Raw genomic sequence first — 22007 nt, 5'->3', positions numbered from 1 at the left:
GGAGTGCTTAATGTGTTAACTTCGGCACTGAGGTTCGACCCCCAACACCTAGCACTCATCGTTTACGGCGTGGACTACCAGGGTATCTAATCCTGTTCGCTACCCACGCTTTCGTGCCTCAGCGTCAGTTACAGTCCAGAAAGCCGCCTTCGCCACTGGTGTTCCTCCTAATATCTACGCATTTCACCGCTACACTAGGAATTCCGCTTTCCTCTCCTGTACTCAAGCCACACAGTTTCAAACGCTTACATCGGTTAAGCCGATGCCTTTAACGCCTGACTTACATGGCCGCCTACGCACCCTTTACGCCCAATAATTCCGGATAACGCTCGCCCCCTACGTATTACCGCGGCTGCTGGCACGTAGTTAGCCGGGGCTTCCTCCTAAAGTACCGTCATTATCTTCCTTTAGGACAGAGCTTTACGATCCGAAGACCTTCTTCGCTCACGCGGCGTCGCTGCATCAGGGTTTCCCCCATTGTGCAATATTCCCCACTGCTGCCTCCCGTAGGAGTCTGGACCGTGTCTCAGTTCCAGTGTGGCCGTTCACCCTCTCAGGCCGGCTACCCATCGTCGCCTTGGTGAGCCGTTACCTCACCAACTAGCTAATGGGACGCGGGACCATCTTATACCGCCGGAGCTTTGACTCATGTAACATGCGCTACTAGAGTTTTATAGGGTATTAATCCCGGTTTCCCGAGGCTATCCCCTTGTATAAGGCAGGTTTCCCACGCGTTACTCACCCGTCCGCCGCTGTCCAGTTATAACTTCACCCGAAGGATCCGTTACAACTTTCTCGCTCGACTTGCATGTGTTAAGCACGCCGCCAGCGTTCATCCTGAGCCAGGATCAAACTCTCAAATTAAAAGTTTAATCTTTCTCAGCTTTTGCTGACTTACTCAACTAAAGTTGAGTTTTATTTATTTCAGTTATTCTAGGAATTAACTGGCTTTTCACTATTCAATTTTCAAAATTCAAACTTGCTTAATCACTTTATCATCTTTGTCGTTCTTTGTCAAGAACTTTTTTATTCTTTGTTTTTTCCTGTCATCTTGTGACGACTTTCTTACTATACCATGTATATTATATATTTGTCAACATTTTTCTAAAACTTTTTTTATTTCTTTAAAATTTTATTTAAAATATTTAAAAATATAACTTAATACTTCTAAAATTCAATACATTTTTCAATATATGTTAAGATAAAATTGATTATTTCTTATAATAACTTTAAAAAATTTCAAAAATACTTTAAAAAGTAAAAAAGCTAGAGTTATAGTATTAACTATATTCTCTTAGCTTTTTCTTTTTTTATATAGTATTAATTAATGTTTTAAGATTATAGATTGTCCAAATCATAGTTCCAATATACTATTTTGTTTTAGAAATTGCATTTCTTATTATGCTAATAACTTCTATTACTATTCTTATGTAGTCACCCAAACCCTGTACATTATTTTTTATTGTAGTAGCTACTTCAACTACACTTTCTTCTACCACGTCTACTGTATAATTAACTTTTTCAGTACTGTTATTAAGATTTTCAGATATAGAATTAAAGTTTTCAACAATATTAGGTATACTAGGTGTTACATCATTTACAACGTCCTTAACATTTGTAGTTATTTCATTTATATTACTAGCTATATCAGGCGCCTCTAATAATGTCTTATTTATAGAAACTTTATTTTCATTTATTAAATCTTTGACTTGTAGCAATATTTTGTTAAAGTTTCTTATAGCAATAATCAAGTATACTCCTAATCCTAAACCTAATAATACTAATAAAAATATAAATAATTCTCTTACTGTAATAGTTGCAGACATACTATCCCTCCATGAGCTTTAATCTAACTTATCTACAACTATTATTTCTCTTTTTTACTATGATTGCTTTTTTCTTCTTTTGTATCGTCTTTTTTAATATCTTCCTTAGTTTCTTCTACATCATCTTTAATATCTTCCATAGTTCCTTTTATACCTTTTCCCAATTTTTCTTTTTTATCTTTTACAGTTTCTATGGAAGTTTTTATATTTTTCTTCAGGATTTCTGTTGTATCTTTAGTTTTATTAACAATATCTTCTCTAGTTTCTTTTCCTGATTTAGGTGCCAAAAGTACACCAGCTGCTGCACCTACAACAGTTCCTATAGTAGTTCCTATAAGAACATTTTTTGCAACTTGTTTCTTTTCTTCTCTTTCTTTTTCCTTTTTCTTATTTGTTATTAATTCTGCTATCTTCATATTGTACTCCCCCTTATTTATTATATTTCTAAAATTTTTACCCCAAATTTATCCATTTAATCATAGTATACTACATATAATTACATTTTAAAATATTTTATATCAATTTAATTTCTATTTTTTACATAAAATATATTTGTACTTTTTAAATTAATATAAAAAGCCCTATGACTTGATAGTAAATCATAGGGCTTTTTGTTATATATACATTTTATTTATTATCTATTGGTTTCATTGTAGGGAATAGTATTACGTCTCTTATAGACGGTTGATTCGTCAATATCATTATTAATCTATCTATTCCTATTCCCAGTCCTCCTGTAGGAGGTAGTCCAACTTCTAGTGCATTAATAAAGTCTGTGTCCATCATATGAGCTTCATCATTTCCTGCTTCTCTTTCTTCTAATTGTTTTAAAAATCTTTGTTTTTGATCTATAGGATCATTAAGCTCTGAAAAAGCATTTGCTATCTCCCAAGCATTAACAAATGCTTCAAATCTATTAGTTATTCTTGGGTCATCAGGATTTCTTTTTGCAAGTGGTGATACTTCAACTGGATGGTGTAATATAAAAGTAGGTTGATGTAAATGTTGCTCACCAAATTCTTCGAATAATTCATTGATAATATGACCTCTAGTCATACCTTCTTTTATTTCTATACCTTTTTCTTTAGCCACTTTTATTGCTTCTTCATCAGTTTCAATCTGCGAGAAATCTACACCCGCATATTCTTTAACGGCTTCTTCCATAGTCATTCTATTCCAAGGTGGAGATAGATCTATTTCTTTGTCTTGATATTTTATTTTAGTAGTTCCCAACACTTTTTCAGCTACATATGCCACTAAATTTTCTGTAATGTTCATCATATCTTCATAGTCAGCATATGCTTGATATAGCTCCATCGCAGTATATTCTGGATTATGTTTTATAGACATACCTTCGTTTCTAAACATTCTTCCCATTTCATATACTTTATCAAATCCACCCACTATAAGTCTCTTTAGATAAAGCTCATTTGCTATTCTTAAGTACATATCTATGTCTAAAGTATTATGATGCGTTATAAAAGGTTTAGCAGCCGCTCCACCTGCTATTGTATTTAATATAGGAGTATCTACTTCTAAGAATCCTCTATCATCTAAAAATTCTCTTATTGCTTTTATTATATTTGATCTTAGAATAAATGCATTCTTAACTTCTGGATTCATTATTAAATCTACATATCTTTGTCTATATCTTAAATCAGGATCTTTTAATCCATGAAATTTTTCTGGTAAAATTTGAAGTGATTTAGTAAGGAGTTTTATTTCTTTTACTTTTATTGAAATTTCACCCATTTTTGTTTTAAATACTTCCCCACTTATGCCAATAATATCTCCTAAGTCATAAGTAGTAAATAAGTCATACTCTTCTTTTCCTATGTTATCTACTTTTATGAAAGCTTGTATTCTTCCTTCACTGTCTTGTATGTCTGCAAAGCCAGCTTTTCCATGACCTCTTTTAGACATAATTCTACCAGCTAATGATACTTCTTTTCCTTCCATATCATCAAAGTTATCTTTTATTTCTTGACTACTATGAGTAATATTATATTTTTCATTAATAAATGGATCTCTTCCTATATTCCTTAGCTCTTCTAGTTTTTGTCTTCTTAGAAGGAGCATTTCATTAAGGTTATTTTCTTCATTTATCATTTGCCTTGCCTCCTAGATTATCTGTTTATGGAAAGAATCTCATATTTAATTACTCCATCAGGAACTTGTACTTCTACAATCTCATTTACTTTTCTTCCTATTAGAGCACTTCCTACTGGAGATTCATTAGATATTTTTCCTTCATATGGATCAGCTTCTGCTGAACCTACTATTGTATATTGAAGTTCTTCGTCAAACTCAATATCCTTAACCGTAACTTTTGAACCTATACTTACAACTTCTATTGATATTTCTTCTTCATCTATAATTCTAGCATTTCTTAGCATATTTTCTAGCTTTGCGATTCTTTCCTCTACCTGTGCTTGCTCATTTTTTGCTTCGTCATATTCTGAATTCTCGCTAATATCTCCAAAAGCTAAAGCTTGCTTTATTCTCTCAGCAACCTCTTTCCTTCTTACCGTTTTTAATTGATCTAACTCTTCCTCTATTTTCTTCAGACCCTCACTTGTTAAAAAGATCTCTTTTTCTAACATTACCCTCTCTCCTTTCCATTACTTTTATATTTAGAAGATGTCAAATTACCCTACTTTTTTTATATAAGTATGTTAATTATATTTAATTTAACTTGTTAAAATGCTAACTTGTTTAGATACTAATTTTATATATAATTTAATAAGCACCGTAAGTTATTTACAGTGCTTACCATTTATTCATGTTGACTATTATAATTTAGTAAATCTACATTGTCAAGTGTGTCCAGACAGTGTCTACTCTAATTTTCTGTTAAAAACTGAAACGTTTAAGTTACTAAGCTTATATAATTTAATAGCCTCTTTAATTGTAACAATTCCACTATATGTTTTTACTTTAGACATAGTTAAATTGTTTATACTATTATTTATGACTTTACTAATAGAAGTATCTAATTCTTTAGCAAAATTAAACTCTTTTACATTACTCATTATATCATTCTCATTTTTTACTATAATATCATTTATTATAAGTAAGTCCTTTCTCAACTTAAATATATTGTTACTAAATTCTTTATTTCTACTAGAATCAATTATAATAGTATTTTGCCTCATTTTACTTATATCTATATTATTTATACTCTCATTCGATAAATTGACTACTATATTAGTATTGGGAAGAAATTTATTTATATTATTTGTACAATATATTGATAGTCCAGTTTTATTCATTACCTCTTCCTCTAAATTCTTACTTATTGTCATATCATTTTCTCTTACAACAATAAATTTAACATGTTGAGCTAGTTGAATTATTATATTTTTAGCATCTTCTGTACCATCACTTATAACAATTATATCTTGATTTTGTATAGTATCTTGCTTTTCTACATATATATCATTTAAAACTTTAGTTATAAATTTTAAAAATATATCTCTTCCATTAGGTATTCTTAAGTTAGTTTCTTCTTCTATTATTCTAATATGATCATTATCAATATCTTTAACTCCATCTAATATAATATATCTAGTATTATCGTTTTTTAATTTCTTGATAGACTCTATTATCTTTTTTATATATTTTTCTTCTGACATTGATTCTCTAGACAAAGATATTCCTATTCCATATCCTAAAGTCTTGTTTTTACTCTTACTTGTATACTCACATACTATTCTAGGCTTAATGTTTTTTTGAAGTTTCAATAGCAGTTTATTAGGAACATATTTGTAAATACCTTGATTAAATATATATTCCTTATATAACCCAGCATCTAACACTCTTATAAATTCACCCAGACATCCTTTAAAATACCCCTTTCCTTATATTTCATTCATTGTGTAAAGGTATTATATGAAACTTTATAGTAATATATTCCTCTAGTTATAATTATATAAAATAAAAAACACTAGTAAGATTTCAGTATTAAGAATTTTGTTTATATCTATAAAGAATCTCTTCTAATTCATCTTTATCTGATATCGTATTAATCTTGTTTCTCATTTCAGCAGAATTTTTCATGCCTTTTATATACCAGGCTATATGTTTTCGCATTTCTTTTACTGCTATTTTCTCATTTTTAATTGTACATAGTAAATTTAGATGCTTTATACATACATCTATTTTTTCTTCATCTGAAGGTTCAGGTAAAAGTTCCCCTGTTTTTAATAGGTGTAAGGTTCTTTTAAATATCCAAGGATTCCCCCTAGCCCCTCGTCCTATCATTATAGCATCACATCCAGTTTCTTCTATAAGTTTTTTACCATCTTCAGGTACAAATACATCTCCATTTCCTATAACTGGTATAGATATATTTTCTTTAACTCTTCTTATCATATCCCAGTCTGCTTTTCCTGAATAAAATTGCTCTCTAGTTCTTCCATGCACGGTTATTGCTGAGGCACCTGCATCTTCTATTATTTTAGCAACCTCTACAGCATTTTGATTATTATCATCCCATCCTTTTCTTATCTTAACAGTAACAGGCTTATTTGAATATTTAACTACTTCTTTCACTATCCTACCTATAAGTTTTGGAGTTTTCATAAGAGCACTTCCATCGCCATTTTTAACTATTTTAGGCGCAGGGCATCCCATATTTATATCTACAATTGCAAAGTCATCTATTTTGTTAAGCTTATCATTAGTAATATTAGCCATTACTTCCGGATCTGACCCAAATATCTGCAATGCTACTGGCTTTTCCTTTTCTTCAATTTTCATAAGTTCATGTGTTTTTTTATCGTTAAAGTAAAGTCCCTTGCTACTTATCATTTCAGTATAAAGAAGACCTACTCCCATTTCTTTGCATATAAGTCTAAAAGTTAAATCTGTAACTCCTGCCATAGGAGCTAGAAATACATTGTCTTCAAACTCTAAACTACCTATCTTCATTTAACCACTCCTGTGTATAGTTTTCTACTTTTTATAATTATACCTGTATTTATACTCTAAAATAAAGAGTCTGTCCAAATAAGTAGTTTTTTAATCTACTTTTATGAACAGACTTGTTTTATATATTTAAATATTATTTTTTAAGATTTCTTATTTATTGTTCTCATATATAATTCTAAGCCCATCTAGTGTTAACATTTTATCTACTTTAGTTATAGTTTTAGATTCACTAGCAATTAAGCTTGATAGCCCACCAGTAGCTACTACTTCTTTCATTTCTTGATTCATCTCTGATTTCATTTGACTAACAATATAATCTACAAGACCAACATATCCATATATTATACCTGACTGCATACTACTAACTGTGTTTTTATTTATAATATTTTTAGGTTTAATAAGCTCTACCTTTGGAAGCTTAGCAGCTCTATTAAATAAAGCTTCACTTGATATTCTTATACCTGGTGATATTGCTCCACCTATATAGTCACCATTCTCAGATATTGCACAAAACGTAGTAGCCGTTCCAAAGTCTACTATAATCAAAGGTCCACCATATTTTTCATATGCTGCAATAGCATTAACTATTCTATCTGCACCTACTTCTTTAGGATTATCATATTTAATGTTTATACCTGTTTTTATCCCAGGCCCAACAACTATAGGTTCTGTATTAAAATATTTTTTGCTCATGGCTTGTAATGAATACATTATTGTAGGTACTACTGAAGATATTACTACTGACTCTATATTATTTATATCCATTGTACTATGTTCAAATAGTTGTCTAATTAAAACACCATACTCATCTGATGTTTTATCTCTATCTGTAGCTATTCTCCAAGATTTTAATAACTTGTTTTTATCATATACTCCTAGTACTATGTTAGTATTTCCTACATCACAAACTAAAATCATTGGTTCACCTCTTTAATATATATAAAATAGGATTTATCTCTTATCTGTTCTTTTTATTCCGATAACAACACTAGTGACTATAAGCATTCCTACTATTGCTTCTGGTATACCATTTGCTATAGCTACTCCTAGTATTGTTTTTCCCACCATTTCAGGATTACCTCCTGTTTTCTCTACAAACCATTTTCCGTATAGTAAGTATATCATCCCCAGCACTCCAACTGTGTTTGTAAGAGTACCTACTACTGCTGATAAAACTACTTCTATAGACTGTTCTTTAAATTTTTTATATGAAAAATATCCTATTAATAACGTAATTATTATTAATAACCCACTGAAAACTAACTGCCAAAGTCCAATTTCATTCGTATTATATGAATTTAATTGTATTACAAAATTTCTTATTAAGTATACTATAACTCCACTCCATACTAAAGTTACAACTATGGTTGAAAGTCTCTTACCAGCTTTTTTTAATGTTATAAAAGTATAGTAAGAAGTTATACCTATTAAAACCCTAGGTAATATTGAAACCAGTGGATTATAAAATACTGGTGAAATAACCGTAGGAGCCGTTATAGATCTTATTATGCTAAATATTCCAAATATAACTCCTACCATAGCACCAACAACTGGTCCTTCAAGTATTGCACCTATTATTACTGGAATATGCATTATAGTTGCATTAGTAGGTCCTACTGGGATAAAACCTATAGGTGTCATTCCCAGAATAGCTGATATAGCTCCTAATACTCCAATAATAGTTAACTTTCTTAACGAAAAAGATGTTTTACTATTTTGTTTTATCATAAAAAAACCTCCCGTTCTAGTTCCTAATTAGGATACTAGTCGTATTTACTATTTATTTTGCTATAAACATAAATCAAATAGTCTAGTTCTATTAAAGATACTAGCCATTTTACCTCATTATATTCTAGCAGTTTTACATTTTTTATTCAATAAATATATCTACACTTTTTGTTGTATATCCTTCCAACAATAAAACTTATCATATCTTTCAGCTGACTTTATAGCATTTGAAATAGCCATACATACAACTTCAGTAGCTAAAGTCCCTACTAGATTTATATCACTTTTAACTTTATTAGTAGCCATTGTAAAAATAGTATCTCCATCAAACATAGTATGAATAGGATTTATTGATCTAGCTAATCCATTTTGAGCTAACTGAGCTACTTTGTTTGCTTGAGATTTATTTAAGATAGCATTAGTAGCTACTACTCCTATAGTGGTGTTCTTTCCTGAAAATCCTTTAAGATATTTACTCTTTTGCATTACTTCATAAGAATTACATAGTTTTTTAGTATTTGAATCTATAGTTCCTGCCATTAAAGTGTTTGTTTTGTAATCATATACATCACCAAAACTATTTACAGCTATTATAGCTCCAACCCATAATTCTCCTATATTTATACTTGCACTACCTATTCCTGACTTCATAGAGCATTCTGTTCCTAATATTTTACCTATTGTGGCTCCTGTTCCACATCCTATATTCCCTTGTCTATTTTCATTCTCGGACGCACTTTTACATGCTTCATATCCCATATGGAGGTCTGGTCTTATTTTATAATCTCCTATACCCAAATCAAATATCACTGCACTACATACTATAGGAACTTTCGTTATGCCAACATCAAATCCTATATTTTTTTCTTCAAGGTACTTCATAACCCCAGAAGATGCATCTAGTCCGAATGCACTTCCCCCTGATAATACAACTGCATGTACCTTATCTACTGCATTTTCCGACTTTAACAAATCTGTCTCTCTAGTTCCAGGAGCCGAGCCTCTTACTTCAACACCAGCCGTAGCACCCTCTTCGCACATTATAACAGTGCACCCTGTCATTCCTTGTAAGTCTTGAGCATGGCCTACTTTTATTCCATGTATATCAGTTATATATCCCTTATACATACCCATTTATCCCCCTGACTGAAACTTCTCCTGATATTATTTTTGTTATTTCTCCTAGATTATCTTTTACTATTAACTCGCCAGTATCTGTTATATCAACTGCTAATCTTTCTATCTCTTTTCCCTTAGATATTATCTTTATCTTCTTACCTATTAATATAGACCTATCTCTACATATTTTTATTGAAGATTCTATGTTTCCCTTTTCTAAAAATTCATTATATAATTTTTCAAAGTTATTTAATATATTCCCTATTATTTGTTTTCTACTAACTTCTTTTCCTAATTCTTCTTTTATAGAAGTAGCCTTTTCCCTTACCTCTTTAGGAAAGTCATTATAATCTATATTAGCATTTATCCCTATTCCTACTACTAAATAGTTTATTTTTATCATTTCTCCACTCATTTCAGTAAGAATACCGCATATTTTTTTCCCATTTAAAACTATATCATTAGGCCACTTTATATGTGATTCTATACCTATTTCTTCTAATCCAGTATATACCGATGCAGCTGCTATTTGTGTTATCTTAGTAGCATCCATGGGATCTATATTAGGTCTTAAAATTATACTCATCCATATTCCTTTTCCTTTCGGGGATACCCAATTTCTTCCTAACCGTCCTTTTCCTCCTGTTTGCTCTTCTGCAATAACTACAACTCCCTCTTCTTCTCCATTGTCAGCAAGAGCTTTTCCTTTTATGTTTGTAGAATTTATAGAATCAAAATGTATTATTTTTTTCCCTATATTTTTCGTATTCAAAAACGGTTTTATTTCCTCATATGTAACTATATCTGGTGAAGATAACAGTCTATATCCTTTTCTAGATACAGAATCTATATTATATCCTTCTTCTTTTAATAATTTAATATACTTCCATATTGCAGTTCTGCTTACATTTAGCTTATTACTTATCTCTTGTCCTGAAATAAACTCCTCTTCATTTTCTTTAAGTATTCGTATTATGGCTTCCTTCAAGTTTTACCATCTCCTTAGTACATTTATCAACATTATTAGTATCATAAGTTTAATATAATATAATTCAACAAAAAAAAGAAGACTGATATCAGTCTTCTTTTAAATTGATAATGTTATGCTTCAACAAATATTCTTTCAAACTCTTTAGCATCTAGTGTTTCTTTTTCTAATAATGCTTCTGATAGTTTATGAAGTTTATCGATATTTTCTTTTAAAAGCTCTTCTGCTTTATTATAAGCTTTATCTATTATATTTCTCATTTCTTTATCTATAGAAGCAGCTACTTCTTCACTATAGTTTCTACTTCTAGCTAAGTCTCTTCCTATAAATACTTCATCATCATCTGCTCCATAAGTCATAGAGCCTAACTTATCACTCATACCATAGTGTGTAACCATATCTCTAGCAATGCTAGTAGCTCTTTCTAGGTCATTTTGTGCTCCTGTACTTATATCTTTTAAAACTAATTTTTCTGCTATTCTTCCACCTAGAAGTATTACTATTTGATTTTCCATTTCAGTTTTTGTAGAATAGTATCTATCTTCTTCTGGAAGATTCATAGTAAATCCTCCAGCTCTTCCTCTAGGTATTATAGTTACCATATGCACAGGATCTGCCCCTGGAATAAGTCTTGAAGCTAAAGCATGACCTGCTTCATGATAAGCAGTAAGCCTTCTTTCTTTTTCACTTATAACTCTACTTTTCTTTTCTGGTCCAGCTATAACTTTAGTAGATGCTTCTTCAATAAGGCTCATAGGAATTTTCTTTAAGTCTTTCCTAGCAGCTAATAGCGCTGCCTCATTAACTAAATTTTCTAAGTCAGCTGGAGTAAATCCTGGTGTTCTTCTAGCAACTACTTTTAAGTCAACATCTTCTTCTAGAGGTTTGCTTCTAGTATGAATTCCTAGTATAGCTTCTCTACCTTTTATATCCGGAACTCCAACATATACCTGTCTATCAAATCTTCCAGGTCTTAATAATGCTGGGTCTAAAATATCAGGTCTATTTGTAGCTGCTATCATGATTATTCCTTCATTTTCTCCAAATCCATCCATTTCAACTAATAGTTGATTTAGTGTTTGTTCTCTTTCATCATGACCTCCACCTAGGCCAGCTCCTCTTCTTCTTCCTACCGCATCTATCTCATCTATAAATATTATACAAGGTGAATTTTTCTTTGCTTGCTCAAATAAATCTCTTACACGAGAAGCACCCACTCCAACAAACATTTCAACAAAGTCTGAACCACTTATGCTGAAGAACGGAACTCCTGCTTCACCTGCAACTGCTTTTGATAAATAAGTTTTACCGGTACCTGGAGGACCTACCATTAAAACTCCTTTAGGTATTCTGGCACCTAATTCTATATATTTTTTAGGATTTTTAAGAAAATCCACTATTTCCTTTAGTTCTTCTTTTTCTTCTTCTAATCCAGCTACATCTGCAAATGTTACTTTTTTGGTATCGTCTTTATGCATCTTAGCTTTACTTTTACCAAATGACATTACACGACTACCGCCACCTTGAGATTGTTGCATAAAAACAAACCAAAATATTATAAACACAAGGATAATAAATATGGTTGGTAAAAATGACAAGAATATAGGTGTTTCTGGTTCTTGTTCACCTGCTATATGAGTTATTTTCCCTTCAGATATAGGTGTCTTTAAATGATCATTATAAAAAGTATCTGGAGTAACAGGTAATACTAGTGAAAAATTTGTTCCATTTTTAAGTTTTCCTTTTACTGTACCGTCTTTAACAATTGTTATTGACTTTACATTTTCTTTATCAATTTCTTTAATAAGTTGTGTATAACCTATAGTTTTCGGTTGATTAAAATCCTTTGAGACAAACGTTACTAAAAACGCTAAAGCTATGAATATAAGCAAATAAAAGCTTATACCTCTAAAAAACTTCCTCAACTATAGTCCTCCTTTCAAAGTGCCATTATAATATTTATTCATTGTACCACAAATGTAAAAATGTTACAACGACCTTTTATTTTGAGTATGTTTCCTCTTTTAAGATACATACATCTGGTAAATTTCTATATCCTTCTGAAAAATCAATTCCATATCCTACTACAAATTCATCTGGTATATCAAATCCCTTATACTTTAATTCTACATCTATTTTTCTTCTTTCTGGCTTATCAAGTAAAGTACATATTTTTACACTATTGGCTCCCCTAGATTTTAAGTTGCTAACTAAGTAACTTAATGTAAGTCCTGTATCTATTATATCCTCAACTATTAATATATCCTTTCCTTCTATAGTTAAATCTAAATCTTTTAAAATTCTCACTACTCCTGAAGATTCTGTAGAGTTTCCATAACTTGATACAGCCATAAAGTCTATTTCAAGTGGAATATCTATATTTCTTACTAGATCTCCTAAAAATACAAAAGCTCCTTTCAATACTCCTATAAGAACTAATTTCTTTCCTTTATAGTCTTCAGAAATTTGTTTTCCAATTTCCTTAGTTTTTTCTTCTAATTGTTCTTTTGATACGAGCACTTTTTCTATATCTTTTTGCATAGTTCTCCTCCTTTTAATTCTTTGAAATTTAAATTTTTATTAAAGTATAAAGCCTAAGTATTTATGTATTTTAAAACTAGTACATTTTTAGTATTAGAAGTAATTTTATATTTTTCACTTATCCTATACCCTACAATCCACATTATATCCCCATCATGTTCTATAATAGGGATTATATCTCTATATTCTTTTGGTATCTTTTCATCTATAAAGAAGTCTTTAAGCTTTTTACTACCATTCATACCCATTGGAGTAAATCTATCTCCATTCTTTCTATTTCTTATATAGATATTATCACTTAATTTATCATAATCAAAATATTTAATAAATCTATTACTAAAATTAAGATCGATTAAAGATACGGGCAATATTTTTGCCTCTATTTTAGCATCTAGCTCCTCTATCAATGTTACAGTGTTTATACCCACTTTATAATTATAACTGATTCTTTCTCTTATTGCATTTTTTTCTACGATTAAATTATTGTAATTTTTTCTTACAATTATATTATTAGATATATTTATAAGCTTACCTGTAGTTTTGGAGTTAGCTAATTTTATTATATCTTTTATATGTTTTTCTTCTATTCCTTGTAAATTACCATTTATTTTTTCTAAGGAATATCTTAAAACTCTATTTCTTATAGCATTATGTAGTTTTAAAAACTTCTCATTGTTAATATGTATTGATAATTCGTCTTCCATAATAACTATGTCTTCATAGCATTTTTTTGTATAACTTATCAAGAAATCGCTATCATTTTTCATAATTTTTGAAGTTCTTGACAAAGTATCTATAATTCCTAAATTAAAATTCTCTACTATGTATGGTATTAGTTCTAGTCTTACTTTATTTCTTCCATAAATAGTCTCAAAGTTAGTTCTATCTATTCTAGGTTCTATATTATTTTCTTCACAGTATTTTTCTATTTCTTCTCTTCCTACATCTAATAAAGGTCTTATAATATCACCATTTTTATATTCCATGCCTCTAAGACCATCTATTCCTGTACCTCTTATAAATCTCATAATAAGTGTTTCTGCCTGGTCATTTTTATTATGAGCTACTGCTATTTTACCTTTCTTAAATCTATTTAATATTTCTCTAAAAAATGAGTATCTTATTTCTCTTCCTGCCTCTTCTTTAGTAAGTTTATATTTTTTAGCATATTCATCCATGTTAACTTTCTTAGAGTAAAATGGTATATTAAAGTCGCTACAAACCTTCTTTACGTATTTTTCATCTTCATCAGCATCTTCCCCTCTTACCCCATGGTTCACATGAGCAACATGAATTTTAAAGTTAATACTACTTGAAAGATCCATAAGAACATATAGAAGTGTCATAGAGTCATGACCTCCAGACACTCCTATAATAATATTATCATCTTTTTCAATGAGATTGTATTGTATTATCGTATTCTTAACTATATGCTTCATCAGTTATCACCTAATAGTATATTATAATTAAATAAAATTCTACATATGCTTTCTATTTTCCTTTTAAGCTATACTATTTTATTCCTAAGATTAATACAGCTATGACAAAGCAAATACTCCCAGCTAATATCATATCTATCATGTCCACTTTTAAGTCATATGTAGTTTTATGTATATCTTTTTTAATGCATATTTTATTCTTTAAATCTTCTTTGTAATTATTAATTATATCATATTTCCCATTTAAAGCCTTAATTAATATTTTTTTTAGACTTGTATTTATCTTTAATTTATTAATTGAGTTTTTTACATCCCATATATTATCAACTAATGGGGTATATTCTTTCCCTAACAACATACTAACTATTATCATATTCACACTAAATATTAAATTTGAAGTATACCCTTTATTCAATCCAATTCCCCAAGATGCCATATTATAAGTTGGTGTATATTCTTTTATACAATATTTATTTTCAATAACGCTTCCATAGTCTATTAATAATATATTCTTATTAACTTTATCTATCATTATATTTTCTAGTTTTATATCACTATATATATATCCTAAATTATATATGCCTTCAAGAGAATTTAAAAGTGTTATCCCTATTATCAAAATATCATTTAATTTTAACTTCGTTAATCTTATAGCTTCTTTTAAATTATATCCTTCTACAATATCCATAACAAGAAAATAATAGATTTTTCCATATTCTTCATAGTCGTCTATATCATAAACACTAGGTGTACAACTTATTCCCTTTAATTTTTTCATATTTTCATATTCTCTTGTTATAGAATTCATATCATTACTAATTTTTAGTGCTTTATATGTACCTAATTCATCTTTTACTTTATAGACAGTTCCTACGCCTCCCTGTCCAAGTTTTTTTATTATAGTATATTTCTTCTTATTCCATTTACCTATAATACTTTGTGTAGTATAAATCATAGTATAATTACATCCTTTCCATGTATAAGCCTACATACCTTAATAGGATATGTAGGCCTATACTTTATATAATATTGCTACTTAATATTCCATCTTCTTTAAATTCTTCTATATCCTCATCTTCTCTATCCATAACTAGAAGCTGTATACCTGCTTTTAGTGCTGATGCTGTAGGAGTTCTTCCTCCAATTTCTATTTTCTGAAGTGCTTTCTCTAGTTCCACTATATTTTCAGTAAAATTACATAGTATATTGAAATCCTGTCCTTTATGTCCTGGATATCCTATAACAGAAATTTCAGTTTTACCTTTTCTTCCATTTAAGACTCTAAGCAAATTCAATATACTACTTTTGGCAATATTTATTTTGTTTTTCATACTTCCACTACAATCTATAATCACACAAGATTTTATATCTATTTCATCACCTAGCTTATCTATAACATCTGTTATTTTTTTTCTAGAACTTGGATGTATTTCATCTAACTCTGTTCCAACTATTTCCTTCAATTCTTTATTAACTGCTTCTTCTATTGTTTTATATACTGATTTCATAGTTACCATACTCATTGCTGAAGTTAACTCCTGTATGTTCGTATATTCCCATACACCTCCACCTAAAGTAGCTATATCTTGTATTTCAGCAAGAGATTCTTCTTTTTCTTCGTTGCTTATAATTCCTATAGTACTTATTGCTACTCCCCTTTCATTTCCTTCCTTCGCAATTATAGTAGGATCTCCTCCAATATTTGATTCACCATCAGTAACTAGTATAATTTGCTTAAATTCTATATTTTTATCCATAGCTATTCCCCCTAGCTTTTATATTTTTTATTCTTTCTTATTATTAACAATCAAAGGAAATTTAAACCATTTTATACAATGAAATTATTTTTAATTAAGGCAAAAAAGATAGATGAATTATTCATCTATCTTTTATAAAAGTTTAGGGGGCTATAGGTAAATCTATATATTCTAGACTCTTTTCCAAATTTTTGTAACTAAAACAGTCATATCATCTCTTTTTGAGCTTTCACTTATATCTATTGCTGCGTCCAGTATTTTATCTGCCATTTTTTGTGGATTTAATGTGTCTATGTCTAAAATAATATCTGACATCCATTTTTCCTTATCATCTGTAAATTCATTAGCATCTAGTATTCCATCTGACATAGTTATTATAAAGTCACCGTCATCTAGATCTTCTTCATATACCTGAAAATCAACATCCTTTAATATTCCAACAGGTAATGAATGTGAATTTATCACATCAACTCTATCCTTTCTTTTTATGAAAGTAGGTGCTGATCCTATCTTTATAAATTGAGTTTTACCTCTATATAGATCTAGAATAGACATATCTATAGTAGCAAGCATTTCATCAGTAGACTTTAGTACCAATATAGAATTTATAGTTTTAAGTGCTACTTCTTTGTCAAATCCTGCTTCAAGGAATTTTTCTAGTAGAGATATAGTTATATTACTTTCTTGATTAGCCTTATATCCCATACCCATACCATCACTTAGAGCAACAAAGTAATTATTTTGTCTTTCCCCAAATGTATAACTATCACCTGAAACATGATTAAATCCTTCATCTAGTCTAGAAACTTTAGTTATTGCTCCAAATCGATTTCCTTTTACAAGCTTTAATTTTGTTATTTCCTCTTCATAGTTAACATTTGAATAAAACTTATCACTAGTAAGCTCTATTCCAATTAGATCAGAAACTATAGATGAAATTTTCTTTATTTTATTTCTATCACATGTTGATGAAATATCTAAAAATATCTCAAAATCATCATCATCTGTTTCTGTTACTATAACCTCTAAAACATCTATGCCTAAGTTTCTTAGTCCTGTATAGATTGTCCCTTCAACATCTTGTTTAAATCTCACATCATTATCTATTTGATTTGCCAAATCCTTTATAATCTTAGATACTCCTTCAAGTTGTTGAGAAACTAATTGTCTACTCTCTAGTATTTTATTTTCCCATTTATAGTTAAGCTTGTACGTTTCAAAAAGGTTATTACATTTATTTGCTATTAAATCTGGCTTAGTACATCTTTTCTTAAAGTTTTGAGGTAAAGACCTTATGTCTATATTTCCTTTGAGTTCTATATGATTCATAATATCAAACATATCTTGATAAGTAATATAGAAATCTGCTTTCCAGCAAAAGTTACACAAACTACAATTAGAGCAAACATCATTAACTACTGTATCTACAAACTTAGAAATATCCTTTTGTTCAACTAACACGTTTTTATCAGATGCTTTTTGAAATGTAGCTGATAGTTCATTAAATACTTGAGATATTTCCGTTAATCTCTTATGAGTAATATCCTTTAGCCTGTTACTATATGCTTCTTCTATTTGTGTAGATTTTGAAACTCCTATGATTATCTTACTATTAAAAGCTTTTAATATCTTAGATAATAATAAAAATATAATCAGTCCTATTAGCGTTTCTTTTATTTTCAATACACTTTCCAAACTTCCATTTATATAAAATGACATTATAGAAGCACCTATAAAGAATCCTAGACTACTTCCTATTTTCCCTAAATCCTTAAATAATCCCGAAACTAATCCTCCAAATCCATAGACAGAAATTACAAAAGGCAAATTGTTATTAGACATTGCTGTCACTACTCCTACTGTAATACCTACTGTAGTTCCCACAGATGTACCTTTATTGTATGAAAATAATATAACTAAGACCACACCAACTATATTTTTTATTGAAGCACCATATAACGATAAATTATTAAATCCTGATATCGCCAAAGCTAACATTATAGCTCCACAAATTATTTCTTCATTTGTAAATACTCTGTTATATTCATTTTTTATAGTCGATATACTATAGCTAAATATGTAAGTCAAAGTAAATGTTATAATTCCTTCAAATATTGTAACTAGAATATCATATAAAAAATAATCTGTGATTAATATATATATTGATTTAGTTATTATAAAAGTTGCTACTCCAAACAATGCAAATTTTATAGTATTGTTTTCAAATTTCTTTCTCGTAACTTTATAAGTAGCAAAAATGAACCATATTGTTCCTAAGTAAGGTATAGATTTAATTCCATGTACACTTATTACTCCTATAGAAGCCATCAATGGAATACTTAACATCGCACTGAACTTACTTATATATGCTGTCATGAAAGCTATACCAAATGGAGTTAAGTTTTCCATTACTGTAGCTCTTGATAACAATAAAACTATACAGTGAATAAATATAGAGTTTAATTTTAAATTACTAAAAAATTCTTTGGAGTTTTTGAAAATATCTTTTCTTAACCTTTCATTTTTTGTATTGGCATCTAATATCCCCAACTTATTAATCATATATAACACTCCTCCTAAAATAATGTTACTTCGATTTCACTCTGAAGTCATTTTAGCAAAGGATATGTAAGATATTTGTCAATACAAGTTGTACTCAATAATTTACATTTAGACAATAGTCCATGATCTTTTATAAAAAATGATACTATTCCTTATATTAAAGTTACTTAAAGTTAATTTTAAGTCATTTTATTAAATTATATTTATACGCTCTATTCCTCATAATATGTACAATCGACATGTAATTGTAAGCATAAGTATAAAGTGATTTTAAATTTATTTTATGTACTTTTTTGTACTTATCTATCTATCCATTTGAGTTGGCGACCTTTAACTTAATATTATGTTATAGTCAAATTTATTTTTTTATAAATCTTTATACAAAAAAAGATAAAAGAACTGTAGTATCTCAGCTAAAATCCTGTTCAGCCTTTAAACCTTAATATCACTTATTTTTCAAGTAATGTTTAAGTACGTTTTTGTCGTTAAAAAGTTTTAAAAAATATATTAATTATATTCAAAAAACTAAAAAACTGGGTATAACCCAGTTATATTCTATGCTATATTTTTCGACCTCGTTGTGAAAATCCTCTTTTAGAATCTTTCTTTTTTAGTTGCTCTTGCTTTTCACTACTGTCTTTTAAAAATTTTGCCATTTTATCTTCGAAAGACATACTTTTGTGCCTATCATTATTTTTGGCCCAATCTATTTCTGCTGGTTTTCTTGATGTCTTTTTTGGCTCTGCTTGTCTTATAGATAAACTTATCTTTCCTTCTTCACTTATTGATATAACTTTTACCTTAACTTTTTGATCTTTCTTTAAATATTCACTCACATTACTAACATAATCATGTGATATTTCAGATATGTGAACTAATCCTGTCTTTCCTTCTGGTAGTTGAACAAACGCACCAAAATTAGTTATTCCTGTAATTGTACCTTCAACTACATTACCTACTAGAACGGGCATAAGTTAAATACTCCTCCTTTAAAATTTATCTCTTTTAACCTTCTTAAGTATATATTATAACTATAAATATGTCAATCTTGAAAAATTAGTTATTCATGCCCCTTTCTTATTTTTGTTTTTCCTGATTTTTGTCTATATATATAATCTCATTAGGTCTAACCATCTTTAGTTCTTCTCTAGCAAATTTCTCTATAACTTTAATGTCACTTTTTTTATCTATTTTATCTTTTATCTCTCCTATTTGTTTCTCTAAAACTTTTACTTCTTTTTTCTTTTCTAATTTCTCATTATTTAATTGTCTTATTATACTCTCTTGTTTCATAAACACAGTACCCGTGTAAATCATCAAAACTATGAACACAAAGCCCCATATATTAGGTCTCTTGCTTCTTTTACTTCTCTTATCGTTTTTCATAGAATTCCTCCTTACATAGCACGTTTTAATACCAAAAAAATTCTATATAGATAGCACAAATTCCTTTAATTTTTCATATCTATTTTTTTTTCATTATTATATTTTTTATATACTTTTTTATATTACCAAAAAAAATGGAAGGAATCCTTAAATATTTTTTGACTTTTTTGTATGGCTTTACTAGATATTTTTTCATAATTAGAAAAGGAGCTATTATAGTATCTATTAATTTTTTTAGACCCTTTATAATTAGATTAACTAAATTCACCAAGGAAGTTATTATAAATCTACTTAATAACTTATTATATAATAAAGCTCCACTTATGAATCCTAAAAAAACATATCCTCTCAATTCTCCCCAGCTACTAAATATAAGAATTATAACTGCAACTATAGATACTATCATCCAAAAAATAAAATCTTCTATAAAAGTAGCAATTTTTTTAGGTTTGGAGTAATATCTAAATATTCTATATAAATCATATATAAAAGCCATTATTATTCCACCATATAGTGTGGCTAGGAAAATATATATTTGTTTTTGAACGGAAGTGTCCATCAAATCACCTCAATAATAGCTACAATCAATTATACTTATACTATTTAAACATTTTACCTAAGAGCCCTCCCTTACCACTTGATGCTTCTTTATTGCTATATATAATACTATTAATTACCCCTTGTATAATTACATTCCCATCATCTAAATTAAGCTTACTTATATTTAGATCTTCACCTTTTATTGTCATTCCTCCCTTGATAGTACCTAATATTATAGTATTTTCGTTAAAATTATCCACATGTTCCACTCCAGAAATACTTAATTTGGATCTATCTTCCAGTATTATATTCTGATTTTTAGATGCTATATTTTTTTCGCTCATTGTACTCCTCCTAACATACTTTATGTTAAAGAGTATGCCTTTAAAAGTAATTTTATGATACTGTAAAACATATAGGGTGTTAGCTATAAAAAATATGAACATAATATTTTATAGCTAACACCCTATATTTATTAATGTAAATCTATAAATTTCTATATAAATCTTGTGCCTTATCTTTAGGAACATGCTCTAATATCTCTATTACTTCTATTTTTACTGTATTAGTTCCAAAATTCAGTTCTATCTTATCACCAATTTTGACCTCTGTTCCTGGTTTTGCTTCTTTTCCATTAACTAATACACGACCTTGCTCACATGCTTCCTTTGCAATAGTCCTTCTCTTAATTATTCTAGCATTTTTTAAAAATTTATCTATTCTCACAGTATTCCCCCTAAAACTTCTTATTTTATAGCTTTAATGGTTATAGAATCTATCTATATATGTTTATATACCATGATTTTTATATTTTAATTATAGTTATTAATAGTCATAATCACAGGCAAGAAAAAATCAGGTCTTTGACCTGATCTTTACTTGTTATTAACTGCTTCTTTTAATGATTTTCCAGCTTTGAATACTGGAGCTGATGAAGCTGGTATTTTTATTATTTCTTCTGGATTTCTAGGATTTCTACCTTCTCTAGCTTTTCTTTCTCTAACTTCAAAAGTTCCAAATCCTACTAATTGTACTTTGTCACCACCAGATAATGCTTCTTCTATGCTTTTCATGAAAGCGTTAAGAGCATTTTCTGCATCCTTTTTAGTTAAGTTACTTTTTTCTGCTATGCTAGCAACCAATTCAGCTTTATTCATAGATAAAACCTCCTCATTTTCAATTTTAAAAT

22 protein-coding genes and 1 rRNA gene are annotated in these 22007 nt (G+C 29.2%); all 23 read right to left on the bottom strand.

Going from position 1 to position 22007, the window contains the following annotated elements:
* Positions 1-864 (bottom strand): 16S ribosomal RNA (locus CLPU_RS12235); the annotation flags it as partial.
* Between the two features lie 506 nt (positions 865-1370).
* Positions 1371-1826 carry a hypothetical protein gene (locus CLPU_RS12230; protein ID WP_050355955.1) on the bottom strand — a complete coding sequence of 152 codons (456 nt, stop codon included), beginning with the start codon at positions 1824-1826 and terminating at the stop codon, positions 1371-1373.
* 41 nt (positions 1827-1867) lie between these two features.
* Complete coding sequence (locus tag CLPU_RS12225; protein WP_050355954.1) at positions 1868-2242, bottom strand: YtxH domain-containing protein; 375 nt, start codon at positions 2240-2242, stop codon at positions 1868-1870.
* A gap of 211 nt (positions 2243-2453) precedes the next feature.
* Complete coding sequence (gene lysS / locus CLPU_RS12220; protein WP_050355953.1) at positions 2454-3935, bottom strand: lysine--tRNA ligase; 1482 nt, start codon at positions 3933-3935, stop codon at positions 2454-2456.
* A gap of 17 nt (positions 3936-3952) precedes the next feature.
* Entirely contained in the window at positions 3953-4429 is a 477-nt protein-coding gene (gene greA / locus CLPU_RS12215; RefSeq protein WP_050355952.1) for a transcription elongation factor GreA, read from the bottom strand.
* 234 nt (positions 4430-4663) lie between these two features.
* Positions 4664-5644 carry a hypothetical protein gene (locus tag CLPU_RS12210; protein WP_050355951.1) on the bottom strand — a complete coding sequence of 327 codons (981 nt, stop codon included), beginning with the start codon at positions 5642-5644 and terminating at the stop codon, positions 4664-4666.
* A 145-nt stretch (positions 5645-5789) separates the two neighbouring features.
* On the bottom strand, positions 5790-6758 hold the full coding sequence (gene dusB, locus CLPU_RS12205) for a tRNA dihydrouridine synthase DusB (protein ID WP_050355950.1): 969 nt from the start codon (positions 6756-6758) through the stop codon (positions 5790-5792).
* Positions 6759-6908: 150 nt separating this feature from the next.
* On the bottom strand, positions 6909-7676 hold the full coding sequence (locus tag CLPU_RS12200; RefSeq protein ID WP_050355949.1) for a type III pantothenate kinase: 768 nt from the start codon (positions 7674-7676) through the stop codon (positions 6909-6911).
* Between the two features lie 33 nt (positions 7677-7709).
* Complete coding sequence (locus CLPU_RS12195) at positions 7710-8486, bottom strand: ECF transporter S component (RefSeq protein WP_050355948.1); 777 nt, start codon at positions 8484-8486, stop codon at positions 7710-7712.
* 159 nt (positions 8487-8645) lie between these two features.
* On the bottom strand, positions 8646-9614 hold the full coding sequence (locus CLPU_RS12190) for a P1 family peptidase (RefSeq protein ID WP_050355947.1): 969 nt from the start codon (positions 9612-9614) through the stop codon (positions 8646-8648).
* Complete coding sequence (locus CLPU_RS12185; RefSeq protein ID WP_050355946.1) at positions 9607-10593, bottom strand: biotin--[acetyl-CoA-carboxylase] ligase; 987 nt, start codon at positions 10591-10593, stop codon at positions 9607-9609. Before CLPU_RS12185 ends, CLPU_RS12190 begins: the two co-directional genes overlap by 8 nt.
* A 113-nt stretch (positions 10594-10706) precedes the next feature.
* Positions 10707-12518, bottom strand: a complete 1812-nt coding sequence (ftsH, locus tag CLPU_RS12180; protein ID WP_050355945.1) for an ATP-dependent zinc metalloprotease FtsH — start codon at positions 12516-12518, stop codon at positions 10707-10709.
* A gap of 76 nt (positions 12519-12594) precedes the next feature.
* On the bottom strand, positions 12595-13134 hold the full coding sequence (gene hpt / locus CLPU_RS12175; protein WP_050355944.1) for a hypoxanthine phosphoribosyltransferase: 540 nt from the start codon (positions 13132-13134) through the stop codon (positions 12595-12597).
* Between the two features lie 53 nt (positions 13135-13187).
* Positions 13188-14573, bottom strand: coding sequence for a tRNA lysidine(34) synthetase TilS (gene tilS / locus CLPU_RS12170; RefSeq protein ID WP_050355943.1), 1386 nt, complete (start codon positions 14571-14573; stop codon positions 13188-13190).
* A 73-nt stretch (positions 14574-14646) separates the two neighbouring features.
* Positions 14647-15528 carry a protein kinase domain-containing protein gene (locus CLPU_RS12165; protein WP_050355942.1) on the bottom strand — a complete coding sequence of 294 codons (882 nt, stop codon included), beginning with the start codon at positions 15526-15528 and terminating at the stop codon, positions 14647-14649.
* A gap of 64 nt (positions 15529-15592) precedes the next feature.
* Complete coding sequence (locus CLPU_RS12160; RefSeq protein WP_050355941.1) at positions 15593-16330, bottom strand: vWA domain-containing protein; 738 nt, start codon at positions 16328-16330, stop codon at positions 15593-15595.
* Between the two features lie 171 nt (positions 16331-16501).
* On the bottom strand, positions 16502-18892 hold the full coding sequence (gene spoIIE / locus CLPU_RS12155; RefSeq protein ID WP_050355940.1) for a stage II sporulation protein E: 2391 nt from the start codon (positions 18890-18892) through the stop codon (positions 16502-16504).
* A gap of 560 nt (positions 18893-19452) precedes the next feature.
* Positions 19453-19863, bottom strand: a complete 411-nt coding sequence (locus CLPU_RS12150; protein ID WP_050355939.1) for a S1 RNA-binding domain-containing protein — start codon at positions 19861-19863, stop codon at positions 19453-19455.
* A gap of 106 nt (positions 19864-19969) precedes the next feature.
* Positions 19970-20278, bottom strand: coding sequence for an FtsB family cell division protein (locus CLPU_RS12145; RefSeq protein ID WP_050355938.1), 309 nt, complete (start codon positions 20276-20278; stop codon positions 19970-19972).
* A gap of 79 nt (positions 20279-20357) precedes the next feature.
* A complete protein-coding gene (gene yabQ, locus CLPU_RS12140; protein ID WP_050355937.1) occupies positions 20358-20837 on the bottom strand; it encodes a spore cortex biosynthesis protein YabQ in 480 nt (159 codons plus the stop codon).
* A 40-nt stretch (positions 20838-20877) separates the two neighbouring features.
* Positions 20878-21162, bottom strand: a complete 285-nt coding sequence (gene yabP / locus CLPU_RS12135; protein WP_050355936.1) for a sporulation protein YabP — start codon at positions 21160-21162, stop codon at positions 20878-20880.
* Between the two features lie 142 nt (positions 21163-21304).
* The gene (locus CLPU_RS12130; protein WP_050355935.1) at positions 21305-21544 is read right to left on the bottom strand and encodes an RNA-binding S4 domain-containing protein; all 240 of its coding nucleotides are present in this window, start codon (positions 21542-21544) and stop codon (positions 21305-21307) included.
* Positions 21545-21693: 149 nt separating this feature from the next.
* Positions 21694-21975 (bottom strand): HU family DNA-binding protein, encoded by a 282-nt coding sequence (locus CLPU_RS12125; RefSeq protein ID WP_050355934.1) that lies wholly within the window; start codon positions 21973-21975, stop codon positions 21694-21696.
* Between the last annotated feature and the right edge of the window lie 32 nt (positions 21976-22007).

The sequence above is a fragment of the Gottschalkia purinilytica genome, from assembly GCF_001190785.1.
GTDB lineage: Bacteria > Bacillota > Clostridia > Tissierellales > Gottschalkiaceae > Gottschalkia_A > Gottschalkia_A purinilytica.
The sequence above is the reverse complement of the archived record's forward strand: the minus strand, read 5'-3'. Positions and strand labels throughout refer to the sequence as shown.